This is a genomic window from Curtobacterium sp. ER1/6 (assembly GCF_001742745.1).
GTDB classification, from domain to species: domain Bacteria; phylum Actinomycetota; class Actinomycetes; order Actinomycetales; family Microbacteriaceae; genus Curtobacterium; species Curtobacterium citri.
Genome location: NZ_MJAK01000001.1, coordinates 377,988 through 394,039 on the forward strand (window position 1 = coordinate 377,988; position 16,052 = coordinate 394,039).

19 protein-coding genes are annotated in these 16,052 nt (G+C 71.6%); 10 read left to right on the forward strand and 9 right to left on the reverse strand.

The window, feature by feature from the left end:
• The first annotated feature begins 1 nt into the window (after position 1).
• Together lnt and Cus16_RS01700 are read left to right on the forward strand one after the other, a co-directional pair.
• Complete coding sequence (lnt, locus tag Cus16_RS01695) at positions 2-1,606, forward strand: apolipoprotein N-acyltransferase (protein ID WP_223246485.1); 1,605 nt, start codon at positions 2-4, stop codon at positions 1,604-1,606.
• Positions 1,607-1,710: 104 nt separating this feature from the next.
• A complete protein-coding gene (locus tag Cus16_RS01700) occupies positions 1,711-2,061 on the forward strand; it encodes an RNA polymerase-binding protein RbpA (protein WP_069710875.1) in 351 nt (116 codons plus the stop codon).
• A gap of 95 nt (positions 2,062-2,156) precedes the next feature.
• On the opposite strand, the gene Cus16_RS01705 is transcribed toward Cus16_RS01700, so the two are convergent.
• Together Cus16_RS01705 and Cus16_RS01710 are read right to left on the reverse strand one after the other, a co-directional pair.
• Positions 2,157-3,314, reverse strand: a complete 1,158-nt coding sequence (locus Cus16_RS01705) for an SPFH domain-containing protein (protein WP_069710876.1) — start codon at positions 3,312-3,314, stop codon at positions 2,157-2,159.
• Positions 3,311-3,781: an NfeD family protein gene (locus Cus16_RS01710; protein ID WP_069710877.1), complete on the reverse strand. Its 471-nt coding sequence runs from the start codon at positions 3,779-3,781 to the stop codon at positions 3,311-3,313. Before Cus16_RS01710 ends, Cus16_RS01705 begins: the two co-directional genes overlap by 4 nt.
• A gap of 207 nt (positions 3,782-3,988) precedes the next feature.
• Between Cus16_RS01710 and Cus16_RS01715 the strand changes: the two genes are divergently transcribed.
• The 4 genes from Cus16_RS01715 (at position 3,989) to Cus16_RS16495 (ending at position 5,935) form a co-directional block, all read left to right on the forward strand.
• Entirely contained in the window at positions 3,989-4,750 is a 762-nt protein-coding gene (locus Cus16_RS01715) for an SDR family oxidoreductase (protein WP_069710878.1), read from the forward strand.
• Between the two features lie 10 nt (positions 4,751-4,760).
• Positions 4,761-5,216, forward strand: coding sequence for an NUDIX hydrolase (locus Cus16_RS01720; protein WP_069710879.1), 456 nt, complete (start codon positions 4,761-4,763; stop codon positions 5,214-5,216).
• A gap of 119 nt (positions 5,217-5,335) precedes the next feature.
• Positions 5,336-5,647: a DUF4190 domain-containing protein gene (locus Cus16_RS01725; RefSeq protein ID WP_083263615.1), complete on the forward strand. Its 312-nt coding sequence runs from the start codon at positions 5,336-5,338 to the stop codon at positions 5,645-5,647.
• Between the two features lie 123 nt (positions 5,648-5,770).
• Positions 5,771-5,935 carry a hypothetical protein gene (locus Cus16_RS16495; RefSeq protein ID WP_182046699.1) on the forward strand — a complete coding sequence of 55 codons (165 nt, stop codon included), beginning with the start codon at positions 5,771-5,773 and terminating at the stop codon, positions 5,933-5,935.
• Positions 5,936-6,097: 162 nt separating this feature from the next.
• Here the strand turns inward: Cus16_RS16495 and Cus16_RS01730 are convergent, their stop codons facing one another.
• The 3 genes from Cus16_RS01730 to Cus16_RS01740 form a co-directional block, all read right to left on the reverse strand.
• A complete protein-coding gene (locus tag Cus16_RS01730; RefSeq protein WP_069710880.1) occupies positions 6,098-6,454 on the reverse strand; it encodes a cupin domain-containing protein in 357 nt (118 codons plus the stop codon).
• Positions 6,455-6,502: 48 nt separating this feature from the next.
• On the reverse strand, positions 6,503-7,534 hold the full coding sequence (locus Cus16_RS01735; RefSeq protein WP_069710881.1) for an alcohol dehydrogenase catalytic domain-containing protein: 1,032 nt from the start codon (positions 7,532-7,534) through the stop codon (positions 6,503-6,505).
• A 73-nt stretch (positions 7,535-7,607) separates the two neighbouring features.
• Positions 7,608-8,288 (reverse strand): SDR family NAD(P)-dependent oxidoreductase, encoded by a 681-nt coding sequence (locus tag Cus16_RS01740; protein WP_069710882.1) that lies wholly within the window; start codon positions 8,286-8,288, stop codon positions 7,608-7,610.
• Positions 8,289-8,389: 101 nt separating this feature from the next.
• Between Cus16_RS01740 and Cus16_RS01745 the strand changes: the two genes are divergently transcribed.
• A complete protein-coding gene (locus tag Cus16_RS01745) occupies positions 8,390-9,223 on the forward strand; it encodes a helix-turn-helix domain-containing protein (protein WP_069710883.1) in 834 nt (277 codons plus the stop codon).
• Positions 9,224-9,235: 12 nt separating this feature from the next.
• Here the strand turns inward: Cus16_RS01745 and dhaM are convergent, their stop codons facing one another.
• Genes dhaM through dhaK form a run of 3 tightly spaced genes read right to left on the reverse strand, consistent with a single transcriptional unit; the run spans position 9,236 to position 11,603 of the window.
• Positions 9,236-9,946 (reverse strand): dihydroxyacetone kinase phosphoryl donor subunit DhaM, encoded by a 711-nt coding sequence (gene dhaM, locus Cus16_RS01750; RefSeq protein WP_069710884.1) that lies wholly within the window; start codon positions 9,944-9,946, stop codon positions 9,236-9,238.
• Entirely contained in the window at positions 9,943-10,569 is a 627-nt protein-coding gene (dhaL, locus tag Cus16_RS01755; RefSeq protein ID WP_069710885.1) for a dihydroxyacetone kinase subunit DhaL, read from the reverse strand. The genes dhaM and dhaL overlap by 4 nt, the downstream gene beginning before the upstream one ends.
• Positions 10,570-10,601: 32 nt before the next feature.
• A complete protein-coding gene (gene dhaK, locus Cus16_RS01760) occupies positions 10,602-11,603 on the reverse strand; it encodes a dihydroxyacetone kinase subunit DhaK (RefSeq protein WP_069711382.1) in 1,002 nt (333 codons plus the stop codon).
• Between the two features lie 312 nt (positions 11,604-11,915).
• On the opposite strand from dhaK, the gene Cus16_RS01765 reads away from it, so the two are divergent.
• Both Cus16_RS01765 and glpK read left to right on the forward strand, forming a co-directional pair.
• Positions 11,916-12,641, forward strand: a complete 726-nt coding sequence (locus tag Cus16_RS01765) for an MIP/aquaporin family protein (protein ID WP_069710886.1) — start codon at positions 11,916-11,918, stop codon at positions 12,639-12,641.
• Positions 12,642-12,684: 43 nt separating this feature from the next.
• Positions 12,685-14,196 carry a glycerol kinase GlpK gene (glpK, locus tag Cus16_RS01770; protein ID WP_069710887.1) on the forward strand — a complete coding sequence of 504 codons (1,512 nt, stop codon included), beginning with the start codon at positions 12,685-12,687 and terminating at the stop codon, positions 14,194-14,196.
• 83 nt (positions 14,197-14,279) lie between these two features.
• Here glpK and trpD read toward each other — a convergent pair whose 3' ends face one another.
• The gene (gene trpD, locus Cus16_RS01775; protein ID WP_069710888.1) at positions 14,280-15,335 is read right to left on the reverse strand and encodes an anthranilate phosphoribosyltransferase; all 1,056 of its coding nucleotides are present in this window, start codon (positions 15,333-15,335) and stop codon (positions 14,280-14,282) included.
• A gap of 70 nt (positions 15,336-15,405) precedes the next feature.
• Between trpD and Cus16_RS01780 the strand changes: the two genes are divergently transcribed.
• Positions 15,406-16,044 (forward strand): heme-copper oxidase subunit III, encoded by a 639-nt coding sequence (locus Cus16_RS01780; protein ID WP_069710889.1) that lies wholly within the window; start codon positions 15,406-15,408, stop codon positions 16,042-16,044.
• Positions 16,045-16,052 lie beyond the last annotated feature (8 nt).

Genomic DNA, 16,052 nt, shown 5'->3' on the forward strand with positions numbered 1-16,052 from the left:
AGTGGCGGTCCTCGAGGCGGCGGTGCGCCCGCAGGTCGGTCGGCCGGACCCGGTGCGGGCCGCCGAGTTCGCGGCACTGCCACTGCGGACCGCCTTCCCGCTCGCCGTCGTCGGCGGGCTGCTGTTCGCGCTCGCCTTCCCGTCGCCGGGCTGGTGGTTCCTCGCCTACCCGGCCACGGCGTGCATGCTCCTCGCTTCGATGGGCCAGCGCGCCCGACGGGCTGCATGGCTCGGCTACGTCGCCGGTGCGGCCTTCTGGCTGCCGGCGATCTCGTGGGCGGGCCGGTACCTCGGGCCGGTCCCGTGGCTCGCGCTCGCACTCGTCGAGGCCGCGTACTTCGCCCTCGGCAGCGTGGCGATCGCCCTCGCGTACCGCTGGGTCGCCCGTGTGCTGCCCGCGACCGCCTGGCGGGTGTGGGGCCTCCCGGCCGTCGTCGCCGGACTCTGGACCGGACGCGAGTGGTTCTCCGGGAGCTGGCCGTACGAGGGGTTCGCCTGGGGACGCGTCGGTCTGTCCCAGTCGCAGGGCCCCTTCACGCACCTCGCCGCCTACGTCGGCGTGCTCGGCGTGAGCTTCCTCGTCGTCTACTGCGTCGCCGTCGTGGTCTCGCTGGCGATCGTCGTCCCGCACGCGCCCGGGGCGGTGCTCCGCACGCCGGTCCGCGTCGCGACCGCCGGCCTGCTCGTCGCCGTGGTCCTCGCGATGCCCGCGTGGCCGACCCGGATCGACGGCAGCATCCGTGTCGAGGCGGTGCAGGGCAACGGTCCGGCCGGGTACTTCGACCGCGCGCAGCCGGGCGAGGTGCTCAGCGCGCAGGTCGCAGCGACCGACGTCGGGGCGGAGGGCGTGGACCTCGTGGTGTGGCCCGAGGCCGCGGCCGAGGCCGACCCCCGACGGTTCCCGGCGGTCGCCGGCGCGCTCGACTCGGTCGTCGACACGATCGGCGCGCCGCTCGTCGCCGGTGCGATCACGCAGACCTCGTCCGGCGTCCTGCACAACACCTCGTTCGTCTGGACCCGCGACGGGTGGCAGTCGTCCTACGACAAGAAGCGCCCCGTGCCGTTCGGCGAGTACGTGCCCGACCGGTGGTTCTTCTCGAAGCTCGCACCGTCGCTCATCGGGCTGCTGCAGCGCGACTACACGCCGGGGACGAAGCCGAACGTGCTCGACGTCGCGGGCATCCGGGCCGGGATCGCGGTCTGCTTCGACATCGTCGACGACGGGCTCACCGCCGACATGGCGCGCGGGGGAGCGCAGGTCATCCTCGCGCAGACGAACAACGCCGACTTCTCGGGCACCGACGAGAACCTGCAGCAGCTCGAGATCGCGCGACTGCGGGCCGTCGAGACCGGTCGGTCGCTCGTCAACATCTCCACGGTCGGCGCGTCACAGGTGATCGACCCGACCGGGCGCACCATCGACCGCATCCCGGCGTACACGGCGACGTCGATGATCACGGACGTGCCGCTGGGCACCGGGACCACCCCGGCCACGGTCGTCTCCGGGTCCGTGACCCTCCTCGTCTCGCTCGGCTCGGTCCTGGTGCTGCTGGCCTGCGCACCGTGGACGCGCCGGTCGCGCCGCTCGGCGCGCCGCACTTCCTGAACGGCGCCACCTCCCACTGGGAACGCTCTGTGAATGCGCCCAACCGGGATTCCCGACGCGTGGGAGGGTGTTGAGGAGGGCAGACGAGCGAGAGGAGCACACACATGGCTGATCGGAGTCTCCGCGGGATGCGGCTCGGGAGCCAGAGTCTCCAGAGCGAGGAGGGCGTCGAGCTCTCCGACCGGAAGCGCGCGGTGTACCAGACCGACTCGGGTGAGACGTTCGACATCGTCTTCTCGGCCGAGGCGGACGTGCCGCAGACGTGGTCCGAGCCCCGGACCGGGCGCGAAGGACGGCTGCTGGGCGACGACGGGATCCCCGTCGAGGTCGCTGCCGAGGACGTCAAGGCGCCGAGGACCCACTGGGACATGCTGCTCGAGCGGCGGTCGCGGGAGGAACTCGAGGAACTGCTGCAGGAACGGCTCCAGTTCCTCCGCGCACGACGCGGCGCCTAGGACACACGCACACGAACGACGACGCCCGCCCCGGATCCGGGGCGGGCGTCGTCGTGTTCCTGGGGCGTCGGCCCTGTTCCTGGGGTGTCGGGGGGCTACCCGCGACGGTCCTCGTCGCCGAGCGCCGTCTGCGATGCCTCGTCGGCTGCGGCGAGGTGCTCGTCCACGCTCCGGTTCGACTCGGCGAGCCGCTCGTCGAGCGCGGCGTCCGGCACGATGTCCGCGGCGGTCGCCTCCGGCCGCGGGTTCGTCGCCGCGGCACCGTCCACGGTCGCGGTGTTCGCGAGGCTCTCGTTCGCGAGCTTGGAGATCCGCGACAGGAAGTCCGTCCCGCCGTCAGCGCCGGCGACCGGGCCGCTGCCGGAGCGTCCGCCGGTGAAGCCCCGCGCGATGCCGGTCAGCGCCTCGGTGAACTCGCTGGGGATCATCCAGAGCTTGTTCGCGCTGCCCTCGGCGATCTTCGGCAGGGTCTGCAGGTACTGGTACGAGAGCAGCTTGTCGTCCGGGTCGCCGGTGTGGATGGCGTCGAAGACGGTGGCGATGGCCTGCGCCTCGCCCTCGGCGCGGAGCACCTGGGCCTTCGCGTCACCCTCGGCCGCGAGGATCGCGGCCTGCCGCTGACCCTCGGCCTCGAGGATCTGGGACTGCTTCGTGCCCTCCGCCTGCAGGATCGCGGCACGTCGGCTGCGCTCGGCTCGGAGCTGCTGCTCCATGGCGTCCTGGATCGACACGGGCGGCTCGATGGCCTTGAGCTCGACACGGCCGACGCGGATGCCCCACTTGCCGGTCGCCTCGTCGAGGACGACACGGAGCTGCCCGTTGATGTTGTCGCGGCTGGTCAGCGCCTCCTCGAGGTTCAGGCCACCGACGACGTTGCGGAGCGTGGTCGTCGTGAGCTGCTCGACCGCACCGAGGTAGTTCGCGATCTCGTACGTCGCGGCGCGGGCGTCCGTGACCTGGAAGTACACGACGGTGTCGATCGACACCACCAGGTTGTCCTCGGTGATCACCGGCTGCGGCGGGAACGAGACGACCTGCTCGCGCATGTCGAGGAGCGGGCGCAGACGATCGATGAACGGCACCAGCAGGTTCAACCCGGGGTTGAGGGTCTTGTGGTACTTGCCGAGTCGTTCGACGATGCCGGCCGTCGCCTGCGGCACGATGCGGATCGCACGTGACAGGACGACGATCACGAAGATCACGACGACGAGGACGAGGACGAGCAGAGCGATCGTCCCGGCTGAGATGGTCACGAGGTGGCCCTTTCTCCGAGGCGGACGACCGCGGTCGACCCCTCGATCGACTCGACGACCACGGGGGTCCCGAGCGGCGGTGTACGGACGGGGGAGTCGGCGGTGAGCCGGGCGCTCCAGGTCTCACCGTTCGCGAGACGGACCTGGCCGGGGGAGGACGGCGTGAAGGCCACCGCCACGGTGCCCGGCAGGCCGATGAGCCCGTCGACGTTGGTCCGGTGCGGATCGGCGCTCCGGCCGAATGCGGCGAGGACCCGCGGTCGGACCACCGAGAGCAGCAGCAGGGCGACCCCGGCGGCGACGATGGTCGAGAGCCACCAGGGCGCTCCGAGCAGGGCCGCGATCAGGCCGCCGGCCGCACCGGCCGCGAGCATGATGAAGATGAAGTCGAGGGTGAAGACCTCGACCACCCCGAGCAGCAGCGTCAGTCCGACCCAGACGACGGTCTGGATCCAGTCGGTGTTCACGCGATCTCCCTCCCTCGCATCGCGCGCTCCGGCGTGCAGCGTCGCGACGGCCGGTCTTCCTGACACCCAACCTACCGTCCCCCGCCGACGCCCGGCGGGGACGCACCGGCACGGCGGGGGAGCGGTGCGCGCCCGACACGGCCCGGTGTCGACCGGTTGGTAGGCTCGTCCGCGGCCGACCGGCCGGACCCCGACCAGGAGAACACTGTGACGAACCCCCTCGCCCCCGGATCCCTCACCGACAAGCGCGCCCTCGTCACCGGATCGTCGCGCGGCATCGGCGCCGACACGGTCGGCTACCTGGCCGAGGCCGGCGCGAAGGTCGTCGTCAACTACCGGAACAAGGCCCGCCGCGCCGAGCAGATCGCCGAGAAGGTCGTCGCCGACGGCGGTGCCGCCCTGGCGATCGGTGCCGACCTGACCGACCACGACTCCGTGCAGGCCATGGTCGACGCGGTCGTCGCCGAGTGGGGTGGCATCGACCTGCTCGTGCTCAACGCCTCGGGCGGCATGGAGTCCGGCGTCGGCGAGGACTACGCGCTGCGGCTCAACCGCGACGCGCAGGTCGACATGCTGCAGACCGCCGTCCCGCACATGCCCGTCGGATCGCGCGTCGTCTTCGTGACGAGTCACCAGGCCCACTTCGTCGAGACCGCCGAGACGATGGACGAGTACGTCCCGGTCGCCAAGAGCAAGCGTGCGGGGGAGCTGGCCCTGCGCGAGCTGGTGCCGCAGCTCGAGGCCGCCGGCATCGAGTTCGTCGTCGTCTCCGGCGACATGATCGAGGGCACGATCACGGCGACGCTCCTGAACCGCCTGAACCCGGGTGCGATCGAGGGGCGTCGACAGGAGGTCGGCAAGCTCTACAGCGTGTCCGAGTTCGCCGCCGAGATCGCCCTCGCCGCCGTCGAGCCGATCCCGGCCGACCACACGAAGCTCGTCGGCGACGTCAGCGGCTTCACGCAGTAACGTCGACCGGGTGACCGCGCAGCCAGGCCTCCGCCGCTCCTCCCGGATCATCCTGCTCGACCCCGACGACCGTGTGTTCCTCATGGACACACGGTCGCCGTCGTCCGACGGCTCGCACCGCTGGATCACCCCCGGCGGCGGGGTCGACCCGGGGGAGTCGCACCGCGACGCCGCGGTGCGGGAGCTGCGCGAGGAGACCGGCATCGTGATCGACGACCCGGGGGAGTCGGTGTGGTCGTGGGACTTCACCGTCGTGTGGGACCTCGCCGACCACGACCGCGGCCACAGCGAGTTCTACGTCGTCCGCACCCCCGGGTTCACGCTCTCCGACGCCGGGTGGACCGAGGACGAGCGGGTCGACATCCTGGCGTCCCGCTGGTGGACGGCCGACGAGCTCGAGGCCACCGATCAGCCCTTCGAACCGGCGGAGCTCCCTGGTCTCGTGCGTCGGCACAGCCGCGCCTGAGCGGTCGACCACCGGCGGCCCACCCAGCGAACCTGAACAGGACTCGCGGGAAGCGCATACCTTGTGCTCAGACGGCCGCACGCAACCCGTGCCAGCGGCCCCTGACACGAGGAGCTCCCATGTCCACCAACGGTTACCCGCCGGCACCGAACACCCCCGGCGCCGCTCCCGCGACGAACGGCGGCAACGGGCTGGCCATCGGCTCGCTGGTGCTCGGCATCGTCGCCGTCGTCTTCGGGTTCCTGTTCTCGATCGTCGGTCTCATCGCGGGCATCATCGGGCTCGTCCTCGGGTTCATCGCCCGCCGTCGTGGCCTGAGCCGTGGCATGGTGCTCGCGGGCATCGTCCTCAGCGTCATCGGCATCGTCGTCGCGATCATCTTCATGATCCTGGGCGCGGTCCTCGCGACGCAGGTCCTGCAGAACCAGTAGCGACACCGGACGGGAGGCGCGTGGCGGGCTCGCCACGCGCCTCCCGTGTGTCCGTGGCCGGGTCGCGCACCCGGTGGCCGGTCTCCGAGACCGCCCGGACCGACGGCGAGTAGCGTCCGCGCCATGAGCTACAGCCAGCCGGACCCCGCAGAAGAGACCACCCAGGCCGAAGCGCCCGAGCAGCCGGACACCGACCGCGCGAACGTCGAGGAGGACGGGCGCGAGCAGGCCGCCCTCGAGATCGACGCCGACGACGTGCCGACCGGCGACGAGACGCCCGAACACTGACAGGACGCCCGTCGCACCGAACCACGGAGACGACGTCGAACCAGCCCACCGTGCCGGTTCGACGTCGTCTTCGTGGTTCGTCTCTTGCAACCAGCAGCGATGCCGCAGCGCCGATAATGCATATTATGTCAACTCAACCGTCGTCGAGCCGCTCCTGACGGGTCACGGCGCGGGTCGCGGCGTCGCGATCGGTCGCCCCTCGGGGTGCACGGCAACGAACACCAGCACGAGCTCCTCGTCCGACACGTTCGACGCCTCGTGGTCGACGAACGGCGGCTCGACCAGGACGTCGCCGGGTCCGTAGTGGCGGACGACGTCGGCGGTCCGGTGCCGCAGGCGTCCACCCGCGACGATCCCCGTCTGCCAGGCGTCGTGCCGGTGCCACCCGGTCGATTCCCCGGGCGGGATCCGCGCCACGAGCGAGCGCACCGTCGCCTCGATGGGGCCGTCCGGGTGCGGCACCGTGCACGCTGGGTCGGCGGCCGGTTCGTCGACGCGGATCTCCGGAGTCTCCGTCATGCACGTAGTATTCCAGATGCCGCCTCCGGTGTCCGGGAGTCCGAGCCGTCAGAACACCGCGACGGTCATGCCGGATCCGCTCGCGGGCCGGTCCATCGCCTCGAGTGCATCCGGCAGGTCGTCGAAGCCGATGGTCGCACCGATCGACTCCGCGGGCAGCAGCCGACCGGCCACGACGTCGTCGAGCATCGCCGCGTACTCCCCCACGGCGATCCCGTGGCTGCCGAGCAGTTCGAGCTCGTCGGCGGTGACGCGGCCCATCGGGATCGCCGGCGTCGCCTCGTCGTCGAGCAGGAGGCCGACCTGCACGTGCCGACCCCGGGGACGCAGCGACGCCACGGCCGCAACGGACGTGGCCCGGCTCCCGTAGGCGTCGACCGAAACGTGGGCACCACCGTCGGTCAGCCGGTGGACCGCCGCCGGCGCCTCGTCGTCCATCACCAGGGTGCTCGCCCCCAGCGCGGCGGCACGGTCGAGCGCCGCTGTCGAGACGTCGACGGCGACGACCCGGGCCCCCGCGGCGACGGCGACGATGATCGTCGACAGTCCCACGCCGCCGCAGCCGTAGACGACGACCCACTCCCCTGGTGCCACCCGACCGCGGGCATGCAGTGCGTGGTACGCGGTGCCGAAGCGGCACCCGAGTCCGGCGGCCTCGGCGAGCCCGACCGCGTCCGGCAGGTGCACGAGGTTCACGTCGGCGTGCGGGACCACCACGGACTCCGCGTACGAGCCCTGCAGGGTGAAGCCGGGCTGCTGCTGGCGCGTGCACACCTGGGTCGCACCGTCGCGGCACTGGTCGCACGTGCCGCACGCGAAGACGAAGGGCGCGGTGACCCGGTCCCCCACGACGGCACGGGTGACGGACGCCCCGACGGCGGTGACGACCCCGGCGAACTCGTGCCCCGGGACGTGGGGCAGGCGCACGGAGTCGTCGTGGCCCCGCCAGGCGTGCCAGTCGCTGCGGCACACGCCGGTCGCCGCGACCCGGACGACGACGCCGTCGTCCGGGGCGATCGGCTCGGGGAGCTCGACGATCGAGGGGGTGGAACCGAACCGGTCGTACTGGACTGCGCGCACGGCGCCATCCTGGCAGACGTGCGACGCCGGGCGCGCGGCAGGGCGACCGCGCTCCCGGCGCTCGACGGCCCGCCTAGTACTCGATGGGCCCGTCGCGGTCGTGGAACTCCCCCGTCGGCCCGTCCGCGCCGATCGTCGCCAGGGCAACCGTCGCGTCGGTGCCCTCGGTGACGGTCTGGTGCCCGCCGAAGCCGTTGAAGGCCGTCGCGGTGTAGCCCGGGTCGCTCGCGTTGACCCGGAAGCCGGGCAGGTTCTTGGCGTACTGCACCGTCATCGCGATCAGCGCCGCCTTCGACGCCGCGTACGGCACGGCCGCGACCGGGTGCTCGTCGCGTCCCGGCGTGGTCAGCCAGCGGGCGAACCCGACGCCCGATGCCACGTTCACGATCACGGGGTTGTCGGAGGCGCGCAGGAGCGGCAGCGCCGCCTGCGTCACCCGGACCACGCCCGTGACGTTGGTGGCGAGCACGGCGTCGAGTGCGTCGGCATCGAGGTCGTCGACCCCGAACGAGGTACCGAGCACCCCGGCGTTGTTGACCAGGACGTCGAGCTCCGGCAGTGCCGCGATCGCCGCGTCCACGCTGGCCTGGTCGGTCACGTCGAGCTGCACGACGTGCGCGCCGAGGGCCCGGACGTCGTCGCCCGACGCGGTGTCGCGCATCCCGGCGTACACGGTGTGCCCGGAGTCGATGAGTCGTCGTGCGGTCTCGAGGCCGAGGGAGCGGTTGGCTCCGGTGATGAGTGTCGTCGTCATGCCTCCACCCTGCTCTCCGGTCGACCGTGTTCCCAGGCACCGCTCGACGGTGGGACCAGCGGTACCAGGACCGGTGCCGCCCGAGCGGCGAGGATGGGACCATGAGCGAGTTCGCGGACGTCCTGCGGTCCTGGCGTGACCGCGTCCGACCCGAGGAGGTCGGGCTGCCGGCCGGCGCGGGACGTCGGACACCCGGGCTGCGGCGCGAGGAGCTCGCTGCGCTGGCCGGGGTCAGCGTCGACTACGTCGTGCGCCTCGAGCAGGGCCGCGCGACCAACCCCTCGCCGCAGATGCTCGGCGCGCTGGCGACGGCGCTCCGCCTGTCCGTGGCGGAGCGCGACCACCTGTTCCGGGTGGCCGGCGCGGCCCCGCCCTCCCGCCAGCTCGTCCCCCGGCACGTGCCGCCAGGCGTCCAGCGCATCGTGGACCGGCTCGGCGACGTCCCGATCGCGGTGTTCACGGCCATTCACGACATCGTCCTCTGGAACGACCTGTGGGCCGCCCTGAACGGCGACCCCTCGCGCTGGACCGGCGTCGAGGGCAACCTCGTCTGGCGGCACTTCGTGCACGGCCACGACGGCGTCTCGTGGGACGACACCCACCAGGAGGACTTCTCCAGCGACCTGGTCGCCGACCTCCGCGCCGCGTCGGGACGCTACCCGGCCGACCGCGACCTCGCCGCCCTGGTCGCCCGCCTCCGTCGCGAGTCCCCGGAGTTCGAGCGACGGTGGGAGACCGGCCGGATCGCCGAGCACCGGACGAGCCGGAAGGTCGTCGCGAGCCGCGTCGGTCCGGTGGAGATCGACTGCGACGTCCTCACGGTGCCGGGCAGCGACCTCCGGATCGTCGTCTACACCGCGACGCCCGGCTCACCGGACGCAGCCGCCCTCGACCTGCTCCGGGTGACCGGGCTGCAGGAGCTGCCGACCGCCTGAGCAGGCGCAGGACTACTCGCCGAACCCCGAGCGGACCAGTGCCACCAGCGTGTCGACGGCGTCCTGCGCGTCCGGACCGTCCGCCTCGATCGTCACGGGTGCCCCCTGCGGCAGCGCCAGCGCCATGATCGCGAGCAGGCTCTTCGCGTCGACTCCGTTCACGCGGACGCGTGCCTCGTGCTTCGCCGCGGCCTTCACGAACTCGGCCGCCGGGCGGGCGTGCAGCCCGCTCTCGTTGACGAGCTCGACGCTCGCAGAAACGACCGTCCCGTCGACGGGAGCTGCCTGGTCCACCGGTGCCGTGCCTCCCGGCCGGGCGTCGTCGTCGTCGTCGTCGAGCGTCGAGCCGCCGGCGGATGCCGCTGCCGCCAGGACCGCCTCGGCGTCGCCGCCGGTCTGCGCGGCGACCGCGGCGGCGACCGTCCCCTCGACGAGCGGCGCCTGCGAGACGTGCACGCGGGCGCGGGCCTCGTCGTCGAGGAAGTCGAGCGCGGTGTCCGTGGTGAGGTAGGCGGACCCGAGGTCGCAGAGCACGACGACCGCGTCCGCGGCGACGAGCTCCGCGATCCCGTCGGTGATCGCCTCGAAGGACGTCCCGATGCCGCCGTCGTCCGTGCCGCCCGCGGCGACGAGCGGCACGTCCGCCGCCATCTGGCGGGCGAGCTCGACGGTGCCGGTCGCGATCGCCGCGCTGTGCGAGACGACCAGGATGCCGACGGTCACGCTGCGTCCACCGCTGCGCGCAGGATGTACGCGGTCGACTGCGCGCCCGGGTCGCGGTGCCCGACGGCGCGCTCGCCGAGGTAGCTCGCGCGCCCCTTGCGGGCGACGAGCGGGTCCGTCGACTCGGCACCCGTGACCGCGGCGTCGGCCGCGGCCTCGAGCACCCGCTCCGGGCCCTCGCCGGCCGCTGCCGCCGTGCTCGCGGCGTCGACGGCGGCGGACCACGCGTCGACCATCGTCTTGTCGCCGACCTCGGCCTTGCCGCGCGACACGACGCCGTCGCGGGCGGCGGTGAGCACCGCGACCAGGGCGTCCGCGTCGAGCTCGGTCGCCTCCCCCGCCGCCTGCGCGGCCTTCAGGTAGGCGGTCCCGAACAGCGGACCGGCGGCGCCGCCGACGGTCGAGATGAGCTTCGTCGCGACGACCTTGAGGACCGCTCCCGGGGTCTCGAACGAGCCGGCGTCGACGGCCTCGAGGACGGCGCGGAAGCCGCGGTCCAGGTTCTCGCCGTGGTCCCCGTCACCGATCTCGCGGTCGAGCGTGACGAGTTCTGCCCGGTGCTCGTCGATCGTCGCTGCGGTGCGACGCACCCAGTCGATGGCCCATGCGGTGTCGAGCGCCAATTCGTGTTCCCTTCCTGGACGGTGGTCGGTGGTCAACGGCCCCAGCGCAGTGCCGGGGTCTCCACCGGAGCGTCCCAGAGGGCGGTGAGCTCCTCGTCGAGCACCGTGACGGTGATCGAGAAGCCCGGCATCTCCAGGGACGTGACGTAGTCGCCGACCAAGCTACGCGCCACGTGGTGCCCGCGGTCGGTGAGCACCTCGGCGGCGCGTCGGTAGACGATGTAGAGCTCGGACTGCGGGGTCCCGCCCATGCCGTTCACCAGGAGCAGCAGCTGCGAGCCGGCCGGTGCGTCGAGGTCGTCGAGCACCGGTCCGAGCACGCGGTCGACGAGCTCGTCGGCGGGCGCCATCGCGATCCGCTCACGACCGGGCTCGCCGTGGATCCCGATGCCGAGTTCGACCTCGTCGTCGCCGAGCGTGAAGGACGGCTCCCCCGCGTGCGGCACGGTGCCGGAGCCGAGCGCGAGCCCCATCGAGCGCGTGACGTCGTTGACGTGCCGGGCGACGGCCGCCACGGCGTCGAGGTCGTCGCCGCGCTCGGCAGCGGCGCCCGCGCACTTCTCGACGACGACGGTCCCGGCGACACCGCGGCGCCCGGCGGTGTAGAGCGAGTCCTGCACGGCGACGTCGTCGTCGACCACGACGGACTCGACACGGACGTCGTCCATCGCGGCGAGCTCGGCGGCGGTCTCGAAGTTGAGCACGTCGCCCGTGTAGTTCTTGACGATGTGGAGCACGCCCGCTCCCCCGTCGACGGCCTTGGTCGCTGCGACGATCGGGTCCGGGGTCGGGCTCGTGAAGACCGGACCGGGGACGGCGGCGTCGAGCATGCCGTGGCCGACGAACCCCGCGTGCAGCGGCTCGTGCCCGCTGCCGCCACCGCTGACGATGCCGACCTTGCCCGCGACCGGCGCGTCGGCGCGCCGGAGGTGGATCGGGTCCTCGACGAGGACCACCTGACCCTCGTGCGCCCGGGCGAAGCCGCGGACGGTCTCGGTGACGACGTCGTGCGGATCGTTGATGAGCTTCTTCACGCTGACCTCCACGGGTGCGGGGTCGACCGTCGGAGGAGCCGTCCACCGCCGTCGTCGACCGGAGTGGGTTCACCCTACAGCGGGCGCTCGTTCGCCTGCCGTGCACGTTCGTGCACGATCATCGCGGTCGGTGGGCTGCTTCGGATGGCGCGCCGCACACTGCTCCTGCACGTTCGTGCACTTCGCGGAGGTTCCCTCGGTGCCGCATCGCGGAGCGGTGACCGGCGTCACTATGCTCGGCCCCAATCACTCGACGGGGAGTGCCGGACGCAGCACCACCGGACCCCCACCCACTCGCACTGGAGGTCACCGATGGACGGCATCGGCGTCAATTTCATGTCAGAGCTCGTCGGTACGGCGTTGCTCATCATCCTCGGTGGCGGTGTCGTCGCCGCCGTGTCCCTCACGAAGTCCAAGGGCTTCGGCGCCGGCTTCCTCATGGTCACGATCGGCTGGGGCTTCGCGGTCTTCGCCGGCGTCACCGTGTCGTACAGCTCGGGCGGCCAGCTGAACCCCGCCGTGACCCTCGCCCAGGCGCTCCTGGGCAACATCACGGTCGGCGAGATGTTCCTCTACTGGATCGCCCAGCTCATCGGCGCGATCATCGGTGCCGTCATCGTGTGGCTCGCCTACAAGCAGCACTTCGACGAGGAGCCCGACGCAGCCGCCAAGCTCGGCGTGTTCTCCACCGGCCCGGCCATCCGCAGCTACGGCTGGAACGTCGTCACCGAGATCATCGGCACCTTCGTCCTCGTGTTCGTCGTCCTCGCCTTCACCAACGGCGGTACCCCGAAGGAACTCGGCGCGGTCCCCGTCGCCTTCCTCGTGATCGCGATCGGCGTCTCGCTCGGTGGCCCCACCGGCTACGCCATCAACCCGGCCCGTGACCTCGGCCCCCGCATCGCGCACGCCCTCCTGCCCATCAAGGGCAAGGGCTCGAGCGACTGGGCCTACGCGTGGGTCCCGGTCGTCGGCCCGCTGATCGGTGGCGCCCTCGCCGCCGGTGCATCGACCTTCCTGCTCCCCGTCGTCTCCTGACGACCTCCCGTCCACCACACCGAACACACCCCAAGGAGAACCCATGGCCGACTACATCGTCGCCATCGACCAGGGCACGACCTCGACGCGCGCCATCGTCTTCGACCACTCCGGCTCGATCGTGTCCGTCGGGCAGAAGGAGCACGAGCAGATCTTCCCGCGCGCCGGGTGGGTCGAGCACGACCCGGCCGAGATCTGGGACAACGTCCGCGAGGTCATCGGCCAGGCCCTGTCCCGCGCCGACATCACCCGCCACGACGTCGCGGCGGTCGGCATCACGAACCAGCGCGAGACCGCGGTGGTCTGGGACAAGAACACCGGCAAGGCCGTCTACAACGCCATCGTCTGGCAGGACACTCGCACGCAGTCGATCGTCGACAAGCTCGCCGACGGTGACACCGACCGCTACAAGGCCATCGTCGGCCTGCCCCTCGCCACGTACTTCGCCGGCACCAAGATCGCCTGGATCCTCGAGAACGTCGAGGGTGCACGCGAGAAGGCCGAGGCGGGCGACCTCCTGTTCGGCACCACCGACACCTGGGTCCTCTGGAACCTGACCGGCGGCACCGACGGCGGCGTCCACAAGACCGACGTCACGAACGCGTCCCGCACGCTGTTCATGGACCTCGAGACGCTGCAGTGGCGCGACGACATCCTGGCCGACTTCGGGGTGCCGAAGTCGATGCTCCCGGAGATCGTCAGCTCCTCCGAGGTCTACGGCCACGTCGAGTCCTCGAGCCTGCTCCGCGAGGTCCCGATCGCCGGCATCCTCGGTGACCAGCAGGCCGCGACCTTCGGTCAGGCGGCGTTCGACCAGGGCGAGTCGAAGAACACCTACGGCACCGGCAACTTCCTCATCTTCAACACGGGCACGGAGATCGTCCGGTCGGAGAACGGGCTGCTCACCACGGTCGGCTACAAGCTCGGCGACCAGGAGACGCACTACGCCCTCGAGGGCTCGATCGCCGTCACGGGCTCGCTCATCCAGTGGCTCCGCGACAACCTCGGCATCATCGGCAGCGCACCGGAGGTCGAGGCCCTCGCCAAGACCGTCGAGGACAACGGCGGCGTGTACTTCGTGCCGGCGTTCTCCGGCCTGTTCGCGCCGTACTGGCGTCCGGACGCCCGCGGCGCGCTCGTGGGCCTGACCCGGTACGTCAACAAGGGCCACATCGCCCGTGCCGCCCTCGAGGCGACGGCGCTGCAGACCCGCGAGGTCCTCGACGCCGTCAACGCCGACTCCGGCGTCGACCTGACCGAGCTCAAGGTCGACGGTGGCATGACCGCCAACGACGCGCTCATGCAGTTCCAGGCGGACATCCTGAACGTGCCGGTCGTCCGCCCGGTCGTCGCGGAGACCACCGCCCTCGGTGCCGCCTACGCCGCCGGTCTGGCCGTCGGGTTCTGGGCGAACCTCGACGAGCTCCGCGCCAACTGGCAGGAGGACAAGCGCTGGGAGCCGCAGCTCGACGCCGCCGAGCGCGACCGCACGCTCCGCCTGTGGAAGAAGGCCGTCACGAAGACCTTCGACTGGGTCGACGAGGACGTGCGCTGACGCACTGCTGAGGTGACCGCCTGGAGGCGCGGTGCCGGTCCCACGGACCGGCACCGCGCCTCCCGTGCGTGCGCTGGTGGTGCTCAGGCGGCGGGTGCCACGCCGACCCAGTCGGCGAGCTTGCGGGCCGCGGCGCCGGAGTCGACCGCCTCCGCCGCCACGACGAGCTGCTCGCGGAAGCGCTGCAGGATCGGCCGGTCGGCCTGCTCCGGGTCCTCGGCCAGGCGGAAGGACACGAGACCGGCAGCCGCGTTGAGCAGGACGATGTCGCGGACCGGTCCGGTCTCCCCGGCGAGCACGCGGTGGACGACCGCCGCGTTGTGCTCGGGGTCGCCGCCGAGCAGGTCCTCGGTGCGGGCGCGGGCGATACCGAGGTCGCGGGGGTCGAGGTCGTGCTCGGTGACCCGCCCGCCCGTGACCTCCCAGATGTGCGAGTGCCCGGTCGTCGTGAGCTCGTCCAGCCCGTCGTCCCCCCGGAAGACCAACGCGGTCGCGCCCCGGGTCTGGAACACGCCCGTGATGATCGGCACCAGTTCGAGCTGTGCCACGCCCACGGCGTTCGCCTCGCAACGCGCCGGGTTCACGAGCGGCCCGAGGAAGTTGAACACCGTCGGGACGCCGATCTCGCGGCGGACGGGGGCGGCGTGCGCGAAGCCCGGGTGGAAGGCGCTCGCGAAGGCGAAGGTCAGTCCGACACGCCGGAAGGTGTCCGCGACGCGCACCGCGTCCATGGAGAGGTCGAGCCCGAGCGCTGCGAGGACGTCGCTCGACCCGGACTTCGAGGAGCTCGCGCGGTTGCCGTGCTTGACGACCGGCACGCCCGAGGCGGCGATGACGATCGCGGCCATCGTCGAGACGTTCACGGTGCCGACCACGTCGCCGCCGGTGCCGACGATGTCGAGCGCCATCGGGTCGACGTCCAGCGGTACGGCGGCGTCGAGGATCGCGTCGCGGAAGCCGACGACCTCGTCGACCGTCTCGCCCTTCGCCCGCAGCGCCACGGCGAAGGCGGCGATCTGGGAGTGGGTCGCACGCCCCTGGACGATCTCCTCCATGGCCCACGTGGACTGGCTGATCGTCAGGTCCTCGCGTGCCATGAGGGCGCTGATCACCGCGGGCCAGGAGAGTGGGAGCGACATGCCTCGATCGTACTGAGTTCGGAAGACCCGCCAGTCTGCTGCGAAAACACTGTCACCGGTTTCGGCCATAATGGAACACGTGACTAGCACCCCTCTTTCCAGATCCGCCAGCGGTCCGGTCCTGAACAGGCCGAACGCCGTTGCCGTGGGGACGATCGTGTGGCTGGGCAGCGAGGTCATGTTCTTCGCCGGCCTGTTCGCGATCTACTTCACGCTGCGCAGCACGTCCCCCGAGCTCTGGGCCACCGAGACCTCCAAGCTCGACGTGCCCTACGCCTCCGTGAACACGATCATCCTGGTGCTGTCCAGCTTCGCCTGCCAGTTCGCGGTGTTCGCCGCGGAGCGCTTCCAGGTGCACCGCACGAGCTGGAACCCGAAGGACTGGGGCATGACGGAGTGGTTCTTCGTCACCTACTGCATGGGCGCGATCTTCGTCTGCGGCCAGCTCTTCGAGTACGCGCACCTCTGGCACGACGGGGTCACGCTGTCGTCCAGCGCCTACGGCTCCGCGTTCTACATGACCACCGGCTTCCACGGCCTGCACGTCACGGGTGGTCTCATCGCCTTCCTCCTGACCCTCGGCCGCGGCTTCGCCGCCAAGAACTTCGGTCACAAGGAGGCGACCACCGCGATCGTCGTGTCGTACTACTGGCACTTCGTCGACGTCGTCTGGATCGGCCTCTTCGCCGTCATCTACCTTCTCAAGTAGGAACTGGA